Raw genomic sequence first — 14211 nt, forward strand, 5'->3', positions numbered from 1 at the left:
TCCGCATGACGACTGGGGCATGGGAGGCGGTCCGCAAGGCCGTCGACGCCTATGACATGCACGCGGTGGCCCTGCTGGCCGCCGGTTTCGGCGACGACGAGCGCCGCGAGGTGGCAGCGGAGCTGACGGCGTACCTGCCGGTGGCGCGCAGGAACGGCGAGGAGGACGACGAGCGCCGCCTCGACCGCCGCCACGAGAAGTGGGAGGCGCTCCACGCCCGCGCCGACGAGCTGAACGTGCCTGCCCACAGCCTCCCCGAAGCCCAGCACCTCATGCTGCCCTGGATCTCCGAGCGCTGGATCGAGCCGATGCGCGTCGCCGGCGCCGCCACCCTCCCGGGCGCGGCCGCGGTGGCCGCCTGGCTCAACCGCCGCGAGCTGCGCCGCCCGCTTGGCGGCTGGCGGGGGTCGATCGACGACGTCCCGCAGCTGGTCGCGGTCCTGTCGGCCCGCCCCGCCGCCTGGCAGTCCGATCTCGCGGTACGGCTCGCGCTCCGGCTGCGCGGCGCCCGGCCCGAGGCCGACAACCAGGTGCGCCTCGTGCTGGAGATGCTGCGCCGTACCGGAGCGGAACCACCCGAGCACGACCCGCTGACGCTGGCGTGGCTGGCCGCCGCCACCCCGTCGTCGTCCGCGACGCTGGCCAAGGACGGGCTGCTCGACGCGATGGTGCCGCGGTTGTTCGAGGCGGAGGGCGTGGGCAGGGCGCTGCGCGACTCGACGGACTGGCCGAAGGCGCTGCACAAGCTGACCGCGAGATCGTTGACCGGCGCGGCGCGGGTGTCCAGGAAGGCGCTGCTGTCGGGCTGCGTGCGCCGGTTCCTGCGCGGTGGGCAGGCGGCCGACCTGCGCTTCTTCGTACGGTTGCACGACCTGCTCGACCCCACCGACGGCGAGGTGGCCGAGCACGGGCGCGACTACCTGCGGCTGCTGCCCACCGCGCCGGGCAACGTGGCGGAGCCGGCGCTCAAGCGGGTGCGCAGGCTGGGCGAGCTGCCCGCCCACGAGGCGAGCGAGGCGGTGCTCGGGCTGCTGTTCCGGCAGGAGAGCAAGCTGGTCGCCGCCGGGCTGAGCTGGCTGGAGCGGCTGCTGCGCGACCCCGCCCACGACCTTGACGACTACGCCTCCGCGCTGGCCACGGCGTTGGCCGGTGAGTCCGCCGCCGTGCGCGATCGCGCGGTGAAGCTGGCGGTCAAACACGCGGCCCGGTTCAGCCCGCTCGGCGCCGAGACGATCAGGCAGGTCGTCGAACTCCTGCCCGCCGACCAGGGCGCCGCTCTCGCGAGCGCCTTCGGCGGCGAGGCCAACACCCCGGACCAGGCTCCCGCGCCGCTGCCGCCCCGGCCGCTGCCTCTGGCCCCGGAGCCGGGACCGTTCGCCGCCTCGCCGTCCACACCGGAGGAGTTGGCGGCGTTCCTGCCCACGGAGTTCGACTGGCCGAGCCAGGAGACGTGGCTCGACGCGTTCGTCCGGCTGGCCGCGGGCGACCGCGCCGCGCCGGCCGCCGGGCTGGCGGGACTGGCCGCCCGCTGCAAGGACCTGGAGTACTGGTCGTCGCCGTGGTGGGAAACCGCCGACTGGGCCGCCGCCATGGCCAGGGAGCTGACCGAGCCGGGCGCGGAACGCACCGCACCCTCCCGGGCCGGCCTGGCCGCGACCGCGGGGAGCCCGGTGGACGAGCAGATCCTGTCCAACCTGGCCGGCGTTCCCATCCGGACGATCGCCGAGCGCGTCCCCGGCCCCACGGAGTGCGACGCCTCGAAGTACCTGCCGCTGGCCCGGTATGCGGAGGTCTATCAAGCTCTGCTGGACGAACGGCTTCCGCCGTACCTGCTGGCCACCCCGAGCCGCGAGGACGGCGGGCTGGACGCGGCGGTGCTGGTGGAGCGCTTGGCGACATATCCGGACGGCATGCTCCCACTCCCCACCGACCTGCGGCAGGCACTACTGCGGCTGCGAAGGACGGCGAGCGAGGAGGTGGTGGCACGGGCCCGGCGACTGCCCGGCGAGGCGGGGCGGATGGTGGCCGCGCGGCTGACCGCCCGGCCCGCGGACCCGCAGGTGACGCTGCGGTGGACGGTGCACGGCGACGACCCGCGCGTCGTCGCCGACATCATCCCGGCACCGGAGGATCGCGACCTTTTCCGCGACCTGCTGACGTTGCGGACACACGGTGAGTCGTGCGGACGGATGCTGGCCGTGCTGGCCGGATACCGGGAGGTGGCGGCGGCGCGGTCGGTGTACGGGCTGCTGTCCGCCTGGCCGATCGCCCGTCCGGACACGGACGACCTGCGCCGGTTGGCACTCGCCGACGGGCCGGCCGGACCGGGCATGGCGCTGCTGCTGGCCTGGTCGCTGTTGCGCGGGGACGGTGGCGCGGTGGCCAAGAGGCCGTTCCTGTGGCTGGCGGCCTCTGGCGACCTGCCGGGCGAGGAGGTCGGCAGGCAACTCGCAGCCCTGCTCCCCCACCTGAGACGCGACCTCCCGGACGCGCTGCGCACCCTGCGGGAGCTGGCGGAGCTCGGGGCCCATCAGGAGGTGTGGCAGGTGATGACCGGTCTACTCCCCGCCTACCTCCGAGCCGAACGCGCCACCACCACCCACACCCGCCTGGTCTCCTTCGCCGCCGACGCGGCCGCCTGGGCGGGAGCACGCGGCGAACTCCCGGCCATCACCGACCTGGCCACCCGAACCCGAACCAGCGACCTGGTCCGCCAGGCCCGCCGCCTCCACACCTACCTGACCGCCCCAGCCCCCAACCCCTAAAGGAACCCCACCCCCACACCCCACCCCCACACCCCGCCCCGGCCCCCCGCCCTGCAACCGGACCCGACCCCGGGCTCGCCCTGCGCCCCGACCCCCCACCCGGGACCCGCCCTGCGACCCGGCCCTGGGGCGTGCCCCGGGGCCGCGGCCCTGCACCCGGCCCGGAACCCGGTGCGGCAGACAGCGCGGCCTCGTGGGAGGCGGCGCTCGGAGCACTGTCTGTGGGGCGCGCTCTTGGGACAACAGCGCGCCCTGGGATGCGGCGGGTCCCCGGACGCAGCACCCGGTACCTGGGCGCGTCTAAGGAGCGAGGGCTTGGCGTGCCGTGGGCGAGGTGTGTCCTGGGGGTACGGCGTGCCCGGGACACGCTGCGGTGCCGTGCGGGCGGGCGTGTGGGTGGGTGTGGGTGTGGGCGTGGGTGTGGGGGTTGGGGTGTGGGGGTTGGGGTGTGGGGGTTGGGGTGTGGGGGTTGGGGTGTGGGGGGTTGGGGTCAGGGTTGGCGGGCTTTGGTGGCGGCGGTGCGGAAGGCGGGGAGGGCCTGGGCCAGGGCTCGGTGGTCGCGGGCGCGCCAGCTCAGCCCCGCGAACACCGTAGGACGCCCGCGGAGGCGGGCGCGGACGCGGCGGGCCAGTACGGCCAGGTCGCGGCAGTGGTCGGGCAGGTGATCCCGAGGGGGCTGGGCGGCGGCGGTCGTGTCGTGGGCGGGGTCGCTGCCGGCGGGCGACGCGCCGCCCAGGGGAAGGACGTAGCGGGTCAGGTCGGGGAGATCGGTGCGGGGAGTGGGCAGCGTCAGGAGCGGGTCGAAGCGGCCGGCCGCGGCGTCCCTGGTGGTCAGGGGCGGGTTTTCGGGGGCGAACAGCGCGCGTAGCGTGGCGGGGACGCTGGCGTGTTCCATGGGGGTGGTGCTCACCGTGCCCCTCGGGATCAGGGGGGAGACGATCACGGCGGGGACCCGTACGCCCGAGGAGGAGAAGTCGAAGGCGGCGCTCTTCTTGTGTGCCAGCAGGCGCAGGATGCGGGCCAGCAGCCCGGGGGAAGATCCGGGGTCGGGCAGGCCGGTCAGCGGCGGGGCGTGGTCGTAGAGGCCGCCGTGCTCGTCGTAGGTGATGACGAGCACGGTCTGGCCGAACGCCTCGGGGTTGGACTTCAGCGCCTCGTACACGGCCGCGATCAGCGACTCGGCGCGGGCGAAGTCGGTCGAGGCGCCGACCTGGTCCTTGATCTGGTTGTTGCCGGGATGCTGGCTGTTGGACGGACGGTCGTTCAGGCGGACCGGGGGCCGGTGGTTGGGCTCGATGAAGGAGTACGCGGGCAGCTCTCCGGCCGCCGCGTGGGCGGTGAACTCCGAGATGTCGAACCAGCGGGCGATCCGGTCGGCGCCGTTCCACAGGTTGGAGAACGCCCACACCTGCGGCACGTCGTCGTGGTAGACGTGCCAGCCGTGTCCCGCCGCCTCGAGCGTCTCGAAGATGGTCGGGTCGGTGTAGAAGCGCGGCTGGATGTTGGTCATGCCGTCGGAGGTGGCCGCGTGCAGGTAGTTGCGGTTGGGCCAGGTCTCCCCCGGCACCGAGCAGTACCACCGCGTGCACACCGCGAACTCCAGCGCCAGCGTCGCCAGCACCGGCACCCCGGCGGGGTCCTGGCAGCGCATCACCTCCGGCCCGACTCCGAAGATCGGCTCCTTCTTCGCGAACTTCGGATACAGCCACCCGATCAGCGGCCCCAGCAACCCGCCGAACCGCGGCTCGGCCAGCCCGCGCGCCTTGCGTTCGTGCGCGCTGACCCAGCCGCCGCCCAACTGCTCCATCGCCGCGTCGTGCGAGTGGTCGAAGTCCATCGTGGCGAGCGGCCCCGCGTCCGCTGAGGCCGCCACGGGCGGGCCGCCGTCCCAGCCTGGGCTGGTGTACGGCCCGCCGCCCCGCAACCCGTCATACCCGGGATCGGGATGGACGAGGTAGCCGAGCATGTGGTCGAACGACCGGTTCTCCAGCATCAGCACAACGACATGCCGCACCGACGCCCGACCCTGTGACCCAGCCTCAGGCCCAGGCGCATCCCTCCCGGCTTCGGTCATCGTGACGGATGCACCACCAGCGCGCTGCCGCCGCCGCGCCGCGCGGGCTCGGCGACCGCCTGTATCCGTCCCCGGCCGAGGAACTCCAGCCCGGTCGCCGCCCCGATCTCCGGGTTCGGCGCGAACACGTGCCCACGCGATTCAAGGGCGGCCCCGTGCTGGGCGAGGAAGGCGGGCTCTGCCTGGGTGGCGGCGGTGTTGCGCTGGGTGGCCCGGGGTGCGGCCAGCGCGTCGGGCAGGTTCATGCCCAGGTCGTAGCGGTTGACGAGGATCTGCAGCACGGTCGTGATGATCGTGGACCCGCCGGGCGAGCCGACGGCCAGCACCGGCTTGCCGTGCTTGAACACCAGAGTGGGCGCCATCGAGGAGCGGGGGCGCTTGCCGGGGGCGGGCAGGTTCGGGTCGCCGGGCGCGGGGCCGAAGGTGAAGTCGGTCAGCTCGTTGTTGAGCAGCACGCCGCGGCCGGGTACGACGATGCCGTTGCCGCCGGTGGACTCGATCGTGAGGTTGTAGGCGACGACGTTGCCCCACCTGTCGGCGACGGTGAGGTGCGTGGTCTCCGGGCCCTCGTCGGCGACGTCGGGGGCGGTGCCGGTGGGCCGCTCGCAGTCGGAGTAGGAGCCGTCGGGCGAGCCGGGGGCCGCCGGGTGGGCCATGGCGCGTTCGCCGATCAGGCACGAACGTTCCTTGGCGAAGCCGTCGGACAGGAGTTCGCGCATGGGGACACCGGGGATGTCGCCGACGTACTTGCCCCGGTCGGCGAAGGCCAGCCTGGAGGCCTCCAGGTACTCGTGCAGGCCGACGCTGGGCAGCGCCTCCAGGATGTTGAGCGCCTCGCTGACCGTGGAGCCGCCGGAGGACGGGGGCGCCATGCCGTACACCTGAAGGCCCTTGTACTCGATGTGGGTGGGTTCGCGCATCAGCGCGCGGTAGGCGCGCAGGTCGGACATCTCCATGAGGCCGGGCCGCACGTTGCGCGTGGTGCCGGGGGTGAGCGGCGGCTTCTTGACCGTGGCCACGATCTCCTGGCCGAGGCGGCCGTTGTAGAGCCAGCCGGTGCCGCGTCTGCCCAGTTCGCGGTAGGTGTCGGCGAGTTCGGGGTTGCGGAAGACCGAGCCCACGGGCGGTGGGGCGCCGTTCGGGAGGTAGAGCTTGGCGGTGGAGGCGATGTCCTTGAAACGGGCGGCGTTCGCGGCGGTCTGGTCGTGGAAGGTCTGGTCCACGACGAAGCCCTTGGAGGCCACGTCGATGGCGGGTTTGAGCGCCTGTCTCAGGCTGATGGTGCCGAAGCGGCGCAGCGCCGTCTCCCACTGGGCGACCGTGCCCGGCACGCCCGCCGACAGGCCGCTGGTGACGCCCTCGTCGAAGGGGATGCCTTCGAGCGAGGTCGAGGTCATGGCGCGCGGCGCGGTCTCGCGGCCGTCGATCGTGTAGACCTTACGGCGGGAGGCGTCGTAGTAGACCATGAAGCCGCCTCCGGCCAGCCCGGAGGAGTAGGGCTCGGTGACGCCCAGGACCGCGCCCGCGGCGACGGCCGCGTCCATGGCGTTGCCGCCCTTCTTCAGCACGGCCACCGCGGCCTTGCTGGCGTCGAGGTCGACGGTGGACACGGCGCCGCCGTACCCCTCGGCGACCGGGACCTTCTGCTGGGGCTCAGCCGTGGCGGGCGGCGCGGTGGTGAGCGTGACGAGGACTGCTGCTGCGGGAACGATCACTCGGCGCATGGTCTCCACGATGGCCCAGGTACGCCTCCGGTGGTAGGGCCCCCTGCCACATCCAGGTGATGCGCTGGTCAGGGAGCTGAAATAGCGTAGGACCGTGAAGTCCCGACTCGACCCTTATCTGGCGCTCATACTGGCCGTCGCCCAGGTGGTGATCGGCCAGGGCGCCGAGTGGGGGCAGCGCTTCGATCGGGCGGCGCTCGACTGGTACGCCTACTCCTTGCTCCTGATCGGTCCGGCGCTGATCCTGGTGCGCCGCCGCTACCCCGTCGCCACGACCGTGATCACGCTGCTCGTGACCGCCGCGTACCTGGCCGGCGGCTATCCCTACGGGCCGATCTTCTTCACGCCGGGCGTGATGCTGTTCTGGCTGGTGATCGACGGCCGGCGGCTGGTCGCGTGGCTGCTGGCGGCGGGCACGTTCAGCTTCTTCGAGGCCTATGCCTGGGTGATCGGCAACCGCAGCCTCTTCCACGCCGTGTGGATCTCCACGGCGATGATGCTGCTCATGGTCGTGGCCGAGCTGGTCAGGATCCTGCGCGAACGGCGGGCCGAGCGGGCCAGGGCGGAAGAGGAGGAGGCCAGGCGGCAGGCCAGCGAGGAACGCCTGACCATGGCGCAGGAGTTGCACGACGTGCTCGCGCACAACATCTCGCTCATCCACGTCCAGGCCTCGACCGCGCTCCACCTCATCGACGACCAGCCCGACCAGGCCAGGACGGCGCTGGCCACGATCAAGACCGCGTCCAAGGAGGTGCTCGGCGAGATGCGCTCGGTCCTGAACGTGCTGCGCGAGGGCGCCCCGCGCTCCCCCACCTCGGGCCTGGACCATCTGGACAACCTCATCGAGCGTTCCGGCCTCGACGTCACGCTGAAGCGCGTGGGCTCGCGGCCCCTTCCCGCGCAGGTCGAGCGGGCGGCGTACCGGATCGTGCAGGAGTCGCTCACCAACGTCACGCGCCACGCCCCCGGCGCGAAGGTCACGGTCAGGCTGGAGTACGGCACGGCCGAGCTGACCGTCCTGGTCACCGACACGGGCGCCACCTCGCCCGCCCCGCTGTCGGAGGACGGCAGCGGCAACGGCATCCCCGGCATGCGCGAGCGGGCCGCGGCCCTGGGCGGTTCGCTGGTCGCCGGCCCGGTCGGCAACGGCTTCCAGGTCGAGGCCCGGCTGCCCCTACCTGAGGAGAACGCATGATCAAGCTGCTGCTCGCCGACGACCAGGCGCTGGTGCGCGCGGGGTTCAAGGCGTTGCTGGACGCCCAGCCCGACATGAGCGTGGTGGCCGAGGCCGCCGACGGCGCCGAGGCGGTACGGCTGGCCGCCCAGCACACCCCCGACGTGGTGCTGATGGACATCCGGATGCCCGGCACCGACGGCCTGACCGCCACCCGCCAGATGCCGCCGGGACCGAAGATCATCATCTTGACCACGTTCGAGTTGGACGAGTACGTCTTCGAGGCGCTGCGCGGCGGCGCCAGCGGCTTCCTGGTGAAGGACACGGAGCCGGCCGAGCTGATCCAGGCGGTCCGGGTGGTGGCCGACGGCGAGGCGCTGCTGTCGCCGAGCGTGACCAGGCGGCTGATCGCCGAGTACGCCACGCGGGCCAAGGCGCCGGTCTCGACCGAGGGCCTGGACCAGCTCACCGACCGGGAACGCGAGGTGCTGGCGCTGGTGGGCACCGGGATGACCAACGACGAGATCGCGAGCAAGCTGTTCATGTCTCCGGCCACGGCGAAGACGCACGTGAGCCGGGCGATGATGAAGCTGCACGCCAGGGACCGGGCGCAGCTCGTGGTGATCGCCTACGAGTCGGGGCTGGTCAAGCCGGGCTGGCTCTGAGGAGAACGCTCAGGTCAGCGCCTCGATCAGCCGCAGGACGTCGGCGGTGCGGCCGGGATCGCCCAGGATGATCACCTTGAGCGTGGCGCGCTCCTCGTTGTAGATCATCTCCACTCGCAGCCCGGTGGCGGTCGCCATGACGGCGGTGTTCAGGCGGTCCAGGTCGTGCCGGGCGACCGCGTCCACCTGGACGATCGTGGAGACCTCGACGTAGCGGTCCTGGCTGGGGCGGGAGGCGAGGGGCGCGCCGGTGAAGGACTCCAGGTCCGCCCTGGAGATCCGGTACTGCTTGCCCACCTTCACGGCCTTCAGCCGGCCGTCGCGGACGTAACCGCGCACGGTCTTGACGTGCAGATCCAGCAGGTCGGCGACCTGGCTCACGGTGAAATCCACTCCCTATCACTCCCCTCAAGGCGGGAGTATAGGGATACGGCCAGCGATGTACAGGGGAGCGCGACCGGTGTCTGATTCGCCCGCCCGGTTTCCCATCGACTCTGGAGGTACGACACCGAAGGAGGAGAACGGCATGTATGGACACTTTTTTCCGATCTTCCCGGTTTTCTGGGGACTGTTCTGGGTGGCCGTGGTCGGGCTGGTCATCTGGGCCAAGCGCACCGGCCGGTGGGGGCCGCGCCGTACCGCGGCGGCCAGTCCCACGGCGTCGGCCGAGCAGATCCTCGCCGAGCGGTACGCGCGCGGCGAGATGAGCGACGACGAGTACATGGAGCGCATGTCGGTGCTCCGCTCCTAAGCGCTCCACAGAGTGAAAGAAGTGTCACTGGCTGCATTTGACAGGCGCGGGTTACGCTGCGTCTATGCGGCCCGACACCCCGGCCCCCTCACCCTGAGCATGGGGCCGGGCGCACTGTTCGTCAGTGGCCTCGCCGCCGGACTGGTGGCGGGGACCGCTTCCTGTACGGCGGTGCAAGGCGGCCTGCTCGTCGGCCTCACCGGCGGCGGATGCTGCGAGAAGTGCGGCCACGGCAGGGCACGGCCCTGGCTGGTGGCCCAGTTCCTGACCGGACGGCTGGCGGCGTACGTGCTGGCCGGGGCGCTGCTCGGCTGGCTCGGCTCCGCCGTTCAACTGCCGCCGCAGGCACGCGCGGGACTGCTCGTCGCGGCCGGGATCGTCGTGATCGCCTTCGCCGTCCGGCTGATCCGGCGGCGCGCGGCCTGCGCGGCGCACCGCACCCCGCGCCGGGCCGCCGCGCCGGTGATGGGCGCCGCGACGATCCTGCTGCCGTGCGGCGTCACGCTCGGCACCGAGATGGTTGCCGTCTCCACCGGCTCGGCGCTGTCGGGGGCGGCGGTGATGGCCGGGTTCGTCGTGGGCACCTCACCGGCGTTCGCCCTGCTCGGCTACATCCTGCGACGGCTGTCCCGGACCCGCCTGGCCGCCTTCGCCGGGTTCGCCGCGATCGCCGTCGGCCTCTGGACGATCGGCTCCGGCGTCAGCCTGGGCGGCTGGCTGCCTACCTCCCCCGCACCCGCTCTGGCCATGACCGCGCGCGGCGAGCAGAAGGTGGACATCTGGGCCATGCGCGACGGCTACCGTCCCGCGATGGTCGAGGCCCGCGCGGGTGTACCCGTGGAGGTCACCTTCCACCTGGCCGACCAAGGATGCACCCGCACGGTGACGCTCGCCGGCCGCGACCACACCCTCCCCGCCACGGTACGGCTCCCGCCCCAGCCCCCCGGCACCCTGCGATACGTCTGCTCCATGGGCATGTACACCGGTTTCATTCGCTTCTCCTAGTGCACCAGCTCCGCGATTACATTCCGCAGTCGCTTGATTACATGTCACGCTGAGTGGATGGCGTGGTGGCAAGGAGAGGTGGCGGAGGCGGCCGTTCCGGCGCCCCGTACCGGAGACGAACCCGAGCTGATCGCGGAAGCCCAGTCAGGCGACCCGCAGGCGGCCCATCGCCTGGGCAAGCTCTACGCCCAGCGCGGCGACCGCTCCGCGGCGCGGCACTGGTGGGAGCGCGCCGCGGCGGCCGGCAACATCGACAGCGCCTACAACCTGGGCGTCTGGCACGAGAAGCACGGCAGCCTGGAGGAGGCCGTGTCCTGGTACGAGCTGGCCGCCGGCACCGGCGATGCCGAGGCCGCGCTCAACCTCGCCACGCTCCTGCTGGAGCAGCGCGGTGACCTGGCCGGCGCCAAGGCCTGGTTCGACAAGGCCGCCCGCGCCGGCTCCCGCACCGCCGCCCGCCGGCTCGCGCTGCTCTGCGAGGACGCCGGCGAGCAGGCCGCGGCCCGCGACTGGCACCGCAGAGCCGCCGTGGACGGCGACGTCGCCTCCGGCCACGACCTCGGCTTCCTCGCGTACTCGGCGGGCGAGGACGAGGAGACCGTCCAGTGGTGGGAGTTCTCCGCGCGCGGCGGCCACGCCGAGGCCGCCTACCACCTCGGCCTGTTCCTGCAGGCCAGCCGCGACCCCGAGGGCGCCGAGGCCTACTACCGGCTGGCCGCCAAGAGCGAGCACCCCGGCGCCGCCTCCCAGCTCGGCGGCATCGCCCTGTCCCGGCGCGACCTGCGCACGGCCCGCGCCTGGTTCGAGCGCGCCGCCAACGCCGGGCGGCTGGAGGACCAGCGGATGGCCGGGTTCGTCTGCGTCGAGCTCAGCGACTCGCCGGCCGCCAGCCACTGGTTCGGCCGCGCGGCGGCCAGCGGCGACGCCGAGTCGGCCTTCAACTTCGGCCTGCTGCTGATCGCCGAGTTCGGCGACCTGGCCGGGGGCCAGCACTGGTTCCGCCAGGCCGCGCTGTCCGGCCACCACAGGGCGGCGATGGAGCTAGGCGGCCTGCTGTCGGCGGCGGGCCACAACCACGAGGCCGAGCAGTGGCTCGCCGACCCGCCCCAGCCCACCTGGGACCGCCTGGCCGAACCCGAACTCCACGCCCGCGCCGAACTCGCCGCCGCCGCCACCGGCCGGCGCGGCGGCGTCCCGCTGAGCGTGCCCGAGCTGACGGAGATCCTCGGCACCTGGGACCTCGTCACCCGTCCGCTGCGTGACCACGCCGACGTGGTGGTGTGGCTGGTCGAACGCAGCGGCCTGCACGCGGGCGCCATCGATCACCTGGCCTCGATCCGCACCACCCTGATCCGCCCCGGCTCCGCCCCGTGGCCGAGCCCCGGCGAGGTCACGCATGTCCTGGCCACGGCCCGCGACCTCCGCACCCGCCTCGGCCTGCGCTGACCCCGCCGCCTGGGCGCGCGCACAGCTCCATTGGGCGGGCGCACAGATCATCAGGCGATCACCCCCAGCCGTGAGCCCGGAGACGGGTGTGGCGCGTCTTAGGGAGGGTGAGCGTGTGATCTTAGGTGGGATTGATGATCAGATATCTCGTGATCCTGGTGCTCGTGGCCGCGGTGGTGCCGGGCGCACGGAACGAGGCGGGGCCGTCGGCGTCCTTCGAGGGACGGGCCGAACGGGCACTGATGACCTGGCGAGCGGGCCCGGGAGGGATATGGCAGTCCGGCTTCAACCCCCGGCAGAACCTGACGATCATGTCACCCGAGGTCGCGGCGGCCAGGTTCGGCAACCCGGACCTCGGTCTGGTCTACGACAAGCCCACCGTGACGAGCCCGCCCACGGGGACGGTCCGCTGGCCCGACGGCCGCACGCTGGAGGTGCCGCTCATCCCGGCCGACCTCGCCGCCTACCAGGTGGCCAACCCCCGTGAGATCCCCGGCAGGCCGTCGGTGAACCCGGTGTGCCAGGGCGGGATCACCGAGGAGGAGCGGGAACGGCGCAGCGAGGAGACGGGCAAGGACCCGGCGAACTGCCGGCAGGCGAAGGTGACAAGAGTGACCATGGAGACAGTCACCGTGCGCACGCACCGGGGTCCGGCCGAGGCGCCGGCCTGGCGTTTCGACGTGGACGGGCTGCCGGGACCGATCCGGCAGGTGGCGGTGACCGACGCGGCGGTCGACCCGATGCCGCCCGGTCTCGGGCCGACGACCCCGTTCGACGGCAGCTTCGAGGAGGCGCCGGACGGCACGCTGACGATCCACCTCATCCACCTGAAGTGCGGCCGCCTGCTGGGGATGAACGTCCGCGAGGAACCGGACGCGGTCGTGGTCGAGCCGCGCGTCCAGCCGTACGGGGCGGCGTGCTCCGGATGGGCGTCGATCGAGAAGCGCCCGGTCAAACTACGCACCCCGCTGGGCGACCGCCCCGTCCTCGACGCCAGAACCGGCCTCCGCCTGTTCTACGGCCCCTTGTAGCCAACCCTTGCGCACCTTTCGCGGCGTAGCCGGCCCAGGGCGGAGTTGTTACGGCGGGGACCCCGTGAGCCCTCACGACCATCGCTCGACAGCCGCGCGCCCACGTCGGCGGGGCGGGTGGGTGGGGCGGAGCCGTAACGGAAAGTCAGCCCGAAACCGGATGGACACAAGGCGTCATCGCTGGCTGAGGTGAAAGCGGTGGCCTTCGTTGTCGAGGAAGACGGCGGACCAGCCCCAGGGCTCCTGCTTGGGCGGGGCGTCGAACGTCACGCCTCGGGCGGCCAGGTTCTCGTGGGTCTTGACGATGTCCTCGGTGTCGAACAGGACGTAGTTCGGCTGGTCCTGGCTGAGCGCCGGCCAGTCGGGGCCGGCCTTGAACAGGACGAGGCCGACGCCGCCGCCGGGCGGGGAGACCTCGATCCAGCGGGCGTCGGGGCCGTAGGGCTGGTCGGTGGTGACCTCGAAGCCGACTTTCCGGGTCCAGAAGTCGAGGGCGGCGGCCTGGTCCTGGACGTAGAGCGTGACCTTGTTGACGTTGATCGTCATTATGTTCTCCTTGGTTATATCCAGATCGGATATAACCATTGTGGTGTTATGGTGTCAAGCATGCTCACCACCGCCGGGTTCCACGTGCTCCTGGCATTGGCCGGCGAACCCGCCCACGGCTACGCGATCATGCGGTTCGTCGAGCACGTCAGTGGCGGAGCGGTCAAACTGGGTCCGGGCACGCTCTACCGGACCATCAGCAGACTGCTGGCCGACGGACTGGTGGAAGAGACGGAAGAAGGCGATCCGGCAGCCCCCCACGACGCCCGGCGCCGCTACTACCGGCTGACCCGGGCGGGCGAGGCGGCCGCGCGCGCCGAGGCCGAGCTCATGGCCCGCATGGTGACGGCCGCACGAGAGGCTGGACTGGTCACGTGACGACGATGAGGCCGCAGGGGCTGAGCCCGCATCTGTTCGTGCTCGGCGCCGAGAGCGCGATCACGTTCTACAAGGCCGCGTTCGGGGCGGTCGAGGTGTTCAGGAACACGCTGCCGAACGGGGCGATCCTCTTCGTCGAGTTGCAGGTCGGCGACGGGCGGCTGCTGGTGAGCGAGGAGACGCCCGAACTGGGCGCGCTGGCGCCGCCGACGGTGGGCGGCAGTCCGGTGCTGATCCTGCTGGAGATCGACGACCCCGACGAGGTCGAACGGCGGGCCCTCGACGCGGGCGCCGTCTCGGAGATGCCGGTGCAGGAGGCGTTCTGGGGGGAGAAGTACGGGGTCATCCGGGACCCGTTCGGCCACCGGTGGGCGGTGACCACGGCCCGGGAACAACTCACCCCGGACGACATCCTCCGGCAAACCCCCGAAGAACCCACCCACCCAACAGACGACCCCGGCTGACAACAGACCAAACGCCGCCGCCGGTTACCGGCAATCCCCAACGGGAACACGCGGACGGCTGGTGGCGGATGAGCCCCGGGGGTGGATGCCGAAGGGCCCGGCCGGCGGGGCGCACGTTACGGTGGCCCGCCACGCGCGGCCTGCCTGCCGTTCCCCTGGAATGCCCCCAGCCCCGTGCGGGGGTGGGG

13 protein-coding genes are annotated in these 14211 nt (G+C 72.4%); 9 read left to right on the plus strand and 4 right to left on the minus strand.

The genetic code is table 11. The annotated features are described in order from the left end of the window. The first annotated feature begins 5 nt into the window (after positions 1–5). Entirely contained in the window at positions 6–2765 is a 2760-nt protein-coding gene (locus tag ACFWYW_RS49695) for a DUF6493 family protein (RefSeq protein ID WP_379621886.1), read from the plus strand. Between the two features lie 490 nt (positions 2766–3255). Here the strand turns inward: ACFWYW_RS49695 and ACFWYW_RS49700 are convergent, their stop codons facing one another. After that, complete coding sequence (locus tag ACFWYW_RS49700) at positions 3256–4779, minus strand: alkaline phosphatase family protein (protein WP_379621888.1); 1524 nt, start codon at positions 4777–4779, stop codon at positions 3256–3258. 56 nt (positions 4780–4835) lie between these two features. Then, positions 4836–6563, minus strand: a complete 1728-nt coding sequence (gene ggt, locus ACFWYW_RS49705; protein WP_379621890.1) for a gamma-glutamyltransferase — start codon at positions 6561–6563, stop codon at positions 4836–4838. A gap of 94 nt (positions 6564–6657) precedes the next feature. Between ggt and ACFWYW_RS49710 the strand changes: the two genes are divergently transcribed. After that, positions 6658–7758, plus strand: coding sequence for a sensor histidine kinase (locus tag ACFWYW_RS49710; protein ID WP_379621892.1), 1101 nt, complete (start codon positions 6658–6660; stop codon positions 7756–7758). After that, positions 7755–8402, plus strand: a complete 648-nt coding sequence (locus ACFWYW_RS49715; protein ID WP_379621894.1) for a response regulator — start codon at positions 7755–7757, stop codon at positions 8400–8402. The genes ACFWYW_RS49710 and ACFWYW_RS49715 overlap by 4 nt, the downstream gene beginning before the upstream one ends. A 9-nt stretch (positions 8403–8411) precedes the next feature. Here ACFWYW_RS49715 and ACFWYW_RS49720 read toward each other — a convergent pair whose 3' ends face one another. Beyond that, on the minus strand, positions 8412–8795 hold the full coding sequence (locus ACFWYW_RS49720) for a helix-turn-helix domain-containing protein (RefSeq protein WP_379621896.1): 384 nt from the start codon (positions 8793–8795) through the stop codon (positions 8412–8414). A gap of 133 nt (positions 8796–8928) precedes the next feature. On the opposite strand from ACFWYW_RS49720, the gene ACFWYW_RS49725 reads away from it, so the two are divergent. From ACFWYW_RS49725 to ACFWYW_RS49740, 4 genes are all read left to right on the plus strand, one after another. After that, the gene (locus tag ACFWYW_RS49725) at positions 8929–9153 is read left to right on the plus strand and encodes an SHOCT domain-containing protein (protein WP_379621898.1); all 225 of its coding nucleotides are present in this window, start codon (positions 8929–8931) and stop codon (positions 9151–9153) included. A gap of 99 nt (positions 9154–9252) precedes the next feature. Next, positions 9253–10158 (plus strand): sulfite exporter TauE/SafE family protein, encoded by a 906-nt coding sequence (locus ACFWYW_RS49730; protein ID WP_379621900.1) that lies wholly within the window; start codon positions 9253–9255, stop codon positions 10156–10158. Positions 10159–10215: 57 nt separating this feature from the next. Then, on the plus strand, positions 10216–11604 hold the full coding sequence (locus tag ACFWYW_RS49735) for a sel1 repeat family protein (protein ID WP_379621902.1): 1389 nt from the start codon (positions 10216–10218) through the stop codon (positions 11602–11604). Positions 11605–11738: 134 nt separating this feature from the next. Continuing rightward, positions 11739–12635 (plus strand): hypothetical protein, encoded by an 897-nt coding sequence (locus tag ACFWYW_RS49740; protein WP_379621904.1) that lies wholly within the window; start codon positions 11739–11741, stop codon positions 12633–12635. A gap of 174 nt (positions 12636–12809) precedes the next feature. Here the strand turns inward: ACFWYW_RS49740 and ACFWYW_RS49745 are convergent, their stop codons facing one another. Further along, the gene (locus tag ACFWYW_RS49745; RefSeq protein ID WP_379621906.1) at positions 12810–13181 is read right to left on the minus strand and encodes a VOC family protein; all 372 of its coding nucleotides are present in this window, start codon (positions 13179–13181) and stop codon (positions 12810–12812) included. A gap of 60 nt (positions 13182–13241) precedes the next feature. On the opposite strand from ACFWYW_RS49745, the gene ACFWYW_RS49750 reads away from it, so the two are divergent. Continuing rightward, positions 13242–13559: a PadR family transcriptional regulator gene (locus ACFWYW_RS49750; RefSeq protein ID WP_379621908.1), complete on the plus strand. Its 318-nt coding sequence runs from the start codon at positions 13242–13244 to the stop codon at positions 13557–13559. 5 nt (positions 13560–13564) lie between these two features. Further along, positions 13565–14023 (plus strand): VOC family protein, encoded by a 459-nt coding sequence (locus ACFWYW_RS49755; protein ID WP_379621956.1) that lies wholly within the window; start codon positions 13565–13567, stop codon positions 14021–14023. The last annotated feature ends 188 nt before the right edge of the window (positions 14024–14211 follow it).

Source organism: Nonomuraea sp. NPDC059023 (assembly GCF_042740095.1).
Taxonomy (GTDB): Bacteria; Actinomycetota; Actinomycetes; order Streptosporangiales; family Streptosporangiaceae; genus Nonomuraea.